The organism is Pseudomonas sp. NPDC008258, from assembly GCF_042956345.1.
Lineage (GTDB): Bacteria > Pseudomonadota > Gammaproteobacteria > Pseudomonadales > Pseudomonadaceae > Aquipseudomonas.
Window position 1 is genome coordinate 225,940 of the sequence record NZ_JBIBGE010000006.1, and the last position, 6,289, is coordinate 232,228.

The window sequence follows — 6,289 nt, forward strand, 5'->3', positions numbered from 1 at the left end:
CCCAATGCGTAGCCCCATCAAGCTTGAATTTTCCGAGAAGTACGACAAAGACCATGCCCGCGAGTACTTTCTCAAGCACCAGGACGGCCTGGCGCGACGCCTTTCCCACAAGCGAGATGAGCAGTTGGCGCGCCGCGCCCTGGCATTGGCGGGTGAGCCCGGCCTGGTACTGGACCTGCCCTGTGGTGCAGGCCGTTTCTGGCCGTTGCTGGCTGAAAAGCCTAACCGGGTGATCATTGGTGCCGACAACTCCGAAGCGATGATCGAGACAGCCTGTGCCGCGCAACCGCCAGAAGTGGTGGCACGGGTACGCCCTTTGCAGACATCGGCATTTGCCATCGACCTGCCGGACAACTCGGTGGACAGCATTTTCTGCATGCGCCTGTTCCACCACATTGGCGAGTCGGCGCACAGAAAGACCATACTTTCGGAATTTCAGCGGGTTAGCCGTGATAGTGTGATCCTTTCGCTGTGGGTGGATGGCAACTTCAAGGCCTGGCGGCGGAAAAAGCTGGAAGAGCGCCGCAGCGCCAAGGCCGAGCAGGACAATTACCAGAACCGTTTCGTGTTACCGGCCGAAACGGTCGAAGAAGAATTCATGGCCGCCGGCTTCAGAATCCAGGAACGCCTCGACTTCCTGCCGTTCTATGCCATGTGGCGGGTCTACGTATTGCGTAAGGGGTAGTGTTTGATGGCTGTAGCCCAGAAAGGGGAGTCGCGGTTCGATTTTTACTGGCGCCAGCAAGGCGAGTGGGTCGAGGAGCCTAACCAGCGCCGCGGTGGCGAGAGCGGCGTGCAACGCCTCAATGATGCCAATGGCAAGCTGCTGTATGCCAAGCGCCAGGTCGGGCATATCTACCGCAGTCTGCTGCACCCTTTCGGCCGGCCGACCGTATTGCGTGAACTGGATGCACTGAACAGCTTCGAGCAATTGGGCGTGCGTGTACCGCGGATCGTCTTTTGTGGTGCCGAGCGCGATGCCGAGCACCAGTGGCGCGCGCTGCTGGTCAGCGAGGCGCTGGATGGCTTTGTCGAACTCGACACCTGGCATGCCGAAGGTGCACGTGAGCGTTACCCGCAGGTGGTGCATGAGCGCATGTACAAGGACCTGGCGGACAACCTGGCGCGCATGCACCTTGGCCACTGGCAGCACGGCTGCCTGTATGGCAAGCACGTTTTCATCAAGGTGACTGGCGAAGACGAGCAGGCGCGTGTCGAAGTGGCACTGTTGGACCTGGAAAAGTGCCGGCGGCGTATCAGCTGCCAGCGTGCGGCAGGTAACGACCTGCGTCAGCTGCGCCGCCATTCGTCGATCAATGACGCGGAATGGCAGACGCTGCTCTACTTTTACAAGATGGCGTTTGGCAGCGCTGTCAAAGGGTTAGAGTGATGAAACTAGAAATAGCTCGAGCTTTGTTCCTGGTGGCTGGCCTGGCGGTGACCACCGTGGCGGTGGCTGCATGGGAAGAGCCAAGGCCGACAGTGTTCAGCAAGGCTGAAATGGCTGACCAGTGCGCGTTGCCGCGGGATGTGAAACCGCAGCAACAGGCACAGGCCGCGCCGGACCAGGATTTGCTGCTGTTCCTGTTCGGCATGCGCCAAGGGTTGCGGCCGTTCGGTTGAACCCGGTGTGAGCTAGAAACGCCAGAGGCCCCGCAATCGCGGGGCCTCTGGCATTTTTGTTTTTGCTTCACCGGCCTCTTCGCGGGCTTGCCCGCTCCCACAGGTACGGCGCAAGCTTCAGAAGCGGCGCTGTACCTGTGGGAGCGGGCAAGCCCGCGAAGAGGCCGGATCAGGCTACAGCAGCTTCCTTGGCCACCGCCTTGTGCGCCAGCAGGGTATAGATACAAGGCAGCACAAACAGGGTAAACAGCGTACCAATCGACATCCCGGTGGCAATCACCGTACCGATGTCAAAGCGGCTGACCGCCCCGGCGCCGGTTGCCAGAATCAGCGGCACCATGCCAAACACCATCGCTGCCGTGGTCATCAGCACCGGCCGCAGGCGAATCGCCGCGGCTTCCTCGATGGCTTCGCGCACGCTCAAGCCGCGTTCTTCTCGCAACTGGTTGGCAAACTCGACGATCAGGATGCCGTGTTTGCTGATCAGCCCGATCAAGGTCACCAGCCCGACCTGGGTGTAGATGTTCATGCTCGATATACCCATGAACAGCGGCAACAACGCCCCGCAAATCGACAACGGCACCGTCACCAGGATCACCAACGGGTCGCGGAAGCTCTCGAACTGCGCCGCCAGCACCAGGAAGATGATCGCCAGCGCCAGGCCGAAGGTGACCCACAGCGCGCTGCCTTCCTGCACGTACTGGCGCGCCACGCCTGCATAATCGAAGGCGAAGCCTTCCGGGGCCTCTTCGCGGGCGATGTCCTGCACCGTCTTCAGCGCTTCGCCCAGGCTGACCATCGGCACGCCCTGGATAATCGCCGAGTTCAGTTGCTGGAACTGGTTGAGCTGACGCGGGCGGGCGCGGTCGGTGAGGGTGATCAGGGTCGACAGCGGCAACAGCTGGCCCTGGTCGTTCTTCACGTAGTAGTTGTTCAGCCAGCCGGGGTTGTCGCGGTAGGGCCGCTCGACCTGGGCGATGACCTTGTAGCTACGGCCTTCAAGGGTAAAGCGGTTTATCTCCGCTTCGCCCAGCAGGGTTGCCAGCGTGCCGCCGAGGGTGTCCATCGATACCCCCATCTGCGCTGCCTTGGCCCGGTCGATGTCCACCACCACTTCGGGCTTGTCGAACGCCAGGTCGATGTCCAGGAAGGCGAACTTGCCGGAGTCTTGAGCGCGGGCCTTGATGCGTTGGGCCACGTCCAGCAGTGCCGGGTAGTCGCCAGCGGTATTGATCACGAACTGGAACGGCAGGCCTTCGCCGGTGCCGGGCAGGGAGGGCAGGTTGAAGCCAAAGATCTGCAAGCCCCCGATTTCCTCGAGTTTGGCCTGCACCAGCGGCAGCAACTCCATCTGCGTGCGCTCGCGTTCGTTCCAGGGTTTGAGCAGGAAACCGCCGATACCGGTCTGTACGCCGTTGAAGCCGTTGATCTGGAACGACGAGTAGTACTCGGGGAAGGCCTTGAACAATGGGGTGAATTCGTCGGTGTAGGCGTTGAGGTAATCGAGGTTGGCCGGCTGCGGCGCGCTGCTCATCATGAAGATCACCCCTTGGTCCTCGTTGGGCGCCAGTTCGTTCTGGGTGAACTTGAGCAGCACCGGGATCAGGCACAGGATGATCACGGCGAACACCAGCACCACCGGGCGGCTGTCCAGGGTGGCGTGCAGCAGGCGCTGGTAACGCACCTTCAGGCGTTCGAACAGCACGTCCAGGCGGTGGGCCAGGCCGCTGGGGTTCTGTTCCTGGCGCAGCAGCAGGGCGCACATCATTGGTGACAGTGTAAGTGCCACGATGCCGGAGATGATCACCGCGCCGGCCAGGGTCAGCGCAAACTCCTTGAACAGCGCGCCGGTGAGCCCGGTGAGGAAGCCGATTGGTGCATACACGGCCGCCAGGGTGATGGTCATCGACACCACCGGCAAGGCGATTTCGCGGGCGCCCTCAATGGCCGCGTCAAAGGGTGACTTGCCTTCTTCCATGTGCCGGTGGATGTTTTCCACCACGACAATGGCATCGTCGACCACCAGGCCGATGGCCAGCACCATGGCCAGCAAGGTCAGCAGGTTGAGCGAGTAGCCCATCATCTGCATGAAGAACAGCACGCCGATCATCGACAGCGGAATGGTCACCACCGGGATCAGCACCGAACGCAGCGCACCGAGGAACAGGAACACCACCACGATGACGATCAACACTGCCTCGCCTAGGGTCTTGATGACTTCGTCGATCGAGGCCTGGATGAACAGCGTGGCGTCGTAGGCGATCGACACCTTCAGTGCCGAGGGCAACTGGCTTTCCAGCTCGGGCATGATGCGCCGCACTTCCTTGATCACTTCCAGCGGGTTGGCAGCCGGGGTGGCCTTGATGCCGATGTACACCGAAGGGGTGCCGTCGAACGAGCTGACCGTGTCGTAGTTTTCTGCGCCCATCTCCACCCGCGCCACGTCGCCCAGCAGCACGCGGCTGTCACCGCTGGTCTTGACCGGCAGGGCGGCAAACGCCTCAGCCGACTTCAGTTCGGTGCTGGCGTTGATGCTGGTGACCACGTACTCGCCTTTCACCTCACCGGCAGCAGAGAGAAAGTTGTAGCGGCGCACAGCGTTGGTCACGTCGGTGGCCGACAGGCCGAAGCCGGCCAGCTTGACCGGGTCGATCCAGATACGCATGGCAAACACCTGGTTGCCGAGAATCTCCGCCTCGGCCATGCCTGGCAGGGTGGCCAGCTTGGGCTGGATGACCCGCGACAGGTAGTCGGTGATCTGCGGGTTGCTCATTTCCTTGCTGTAGAAGCTGACGTACATCAGCGCCGAGGCATCGGCAGCTTCCTTGCTCAGCACCGGGTCTTCCGAGTCCTGGGGCAACTGGTTGCGCACCTCGTTGGCTTTGGCCAGCAACTCGGTGAACAAGCGGTCGCTGTCGGCGCCGATCCGCGCGTAGATGGAAATGATCGAGAAGTTCTGGCGGCTTACCGAGGTCATGTAGTCGATGCCTTCGGCGCTGGCCAGGCTTTGTTGCAGGGGCTGGGTGATGTAGCCCTGGATGGTCTCGGCGTTGGCCCCGGGGTAGGCGGTGGTCACCGTGATCAGGGCGTTTTCCATTTGCGGGTACTGGCGGATCTGAAGTTTGTTCCAGGCCTGGAAGCCCAGCAGCAGGATCAGCAGGCTGACCACACTGGCCAGCACCGGGCGGCGGATGAACGGGTCGGTGAACGCCATGCCAGCCTCCTCAGTCCTTGCCCGGCGCGCCCTGCTCGGGCTTGAGGGCTTTGTCCTGGCCGATGCGGATGGCGGCGCCTGGGCTGAGCTTCAGCTGCCCGGCGGTGACCACCTGTTCGCCGACCTGCAAGCCTTTACTGACCACCACCACGCCGTCGCGGCGCTCGCCGGTTTGTACGGTGCGTTGTTCGGCAGTCAACTGCGGTTGGCCCTTGTCATCGTTCTCTGGCTTGCCGTCCTTGTCTTTTTTCGGCGTGGCGACGTACACCGAGTTGCCATACAAGGTGTAGGTAATGGCGCTTTCAGGCACCACCACTTGTGGCTGTGGATTGGGCAGCAGGATCAGTAGATTGGCGAACATGCCGGGCAGCAGCTTGCCGTCGGGGTTGGCCAGGGTGGCGCGTACCAGCAGGTTGCGCGTGGTTTCCTCGACCTTGGGGTTGATGGCGCTAAGGCTGGCGGTGAAGGTCTGGCCTGGGTAGGCGGCTACCTGTACCTGTACCTGCTGGCCCAGGCTCAACTGTGGCAGGGCCTGTTCGGGGACGTTGAAGTCCACGTAGAGGCTGGACGTGTCCTGCAAGGTCGCTATCACCGTACCGGCAGCCAGGTATTGACCAATGTCCACCTGGCGGATGCCGATGGTGCCGCTGAACGGGGCGTTGATGCTTTTCTTGGTCTTCTGCGCCTTGAGTTGCTCGACCACGGCCTGGTTGCGGCGGTACTGGGTGGTGAGGCGGTCGAACTCGCCACGCGAGATAGCCGAGTCGCCGACCAGCTGGCTGCCACGGCCGAAATCGACCTTGGCCAGGCCCAGGTCGGCCTGGGCGGTGCCGAGCAGGGCGGTTTCCTGGTCGTCGTTGAGTTGCAACAGCGGTTGCCCGGCCTTGACCTGTTGGCCAGAGTCGAAGTGCAGGGCTTTGACGATGCCCTCCACCTCCAGGCTCAGCTCTACGCCTTGCAGTGCCTTGAGGCTGCCCACGGCGGGCAGGCGCGCTTGCCACTGGCGCTGTTCGGCCAAGGCAGCCGCGACGGTGATGGGCGGCTTGGGGGCAGTGAACATCTGGATCTGCTGGTAGATCGAGAAGGCCTTGTAGCCCCCCAGGGCCAGCACGATCAGCAGAACCACGGCCAACATGATGAGCATGCGGCGGCGCAGCATAGGTCCGGTTCCTTGGATTTGGTTGTTATTCGTTTAGACACGACAACGGGCGATCCTGCCCACGTGTGGATGGGGGAAGTATTGACTGTTTTTTGTGGAAAGGGTGTGAAATGGCTGTGAGGGCCTCTTCGCGGGCAAGCCCGCTCCCACAGAAACCGCGTAGTCAGCGGATTGTACGGTCCCTGTGGGAGCGGGCTTGCCCGCGGTACAAACCGGAGACATCGTTTACATTCCAAACCGGGGACATGGTTTACAGGCTAATACGCATGATCAGGAGGTATCTGATCATGCCC

The 6,289-nt window shown here is 61.9% G+C and carries 5 protein-coding genes; 3 read left to right on the forward strand and 2 right to left on the reverse strand.

The genetic code is table 11. From position 1 onward, the window contains the following. Positions 1–4 precede the first annotated feature (4 nt). Genes ACFY9W_RS07320 through ACFY9W_RS07330 form a run of 3 tightly spaced genes read left to right on the forward strand, consistent with a single transcriptional unit; the run spans position 5 to position 1,623 of the window. The gene (locus ACFY9W_RS07320) at positions 5–685 is read left to right on the forward strand and encodes a methyltransferase domain-containing protein (RefSeq protein WP_391127763.1); all 681 of its coding nucleotides are present in this window, start codon (positions 5–7) and stop codon (positions 683–685) included. Between the two features lie 6 nt (positions 686–691). Next, positions 692–1,390: a lipopolysaccharide kinase InaA family protein gene (locus tag ACFY9W_RS07325; RefSeq protein WP_391127766.1), complete on the forward strand. Its 699-nt coding sequence runs from the start codon at positions 692–694 to the stop codon at positions 1,388–1,390. Continuing rightward, positions 1,390–1,623: a hypothetical protein gene (locus ACFY9W_RS07330; protein ID WP_284354419.1), complete on the forward strand. Its 234-nt coding sequence runs from the start codon at positions 1,390–1,392 to the stop codon at positions 1,621–1,623. Before ACFY9W_RS07325 ends, ACFY9W_RS07330 begins: the two co-directional genes overlap by 1 nt. A 169-nt stretch (positions 1,624–1,792) precedes the next feature. Here ACFY9W_RS07330 and ACFY9W_RS07335 read toward each other — a convergent pair whose 3' ends face one another. Further along, the gene (locus ACFY9W_RS07335) at positions 1,793–4,837 is read right to left on the reverse strand and encodes a multidrug efflux RND transporter permease subunit (protein WP_391127770.1); all 3,045 of its coding nucleotides are present in this window, start codon (positions 4,835–4,837) and stop codon (positions 1,793–1,795) included. 10 nt (positions 4,838–4,847) lie between these two features. Further along, positions 4,848–5,996, reverse strand: a complete 1,149-nt coding sequence (locus ACFY9W_RS07340) for an efflux RND transporter periplasmic adaptor subunit (protein WP_391127773.1) — start codon at positions 5,994–5,996, stop codon at positions 4,848–4,850. Positions 5,997–6,289 lie beyond the last annotated feature (293 nt).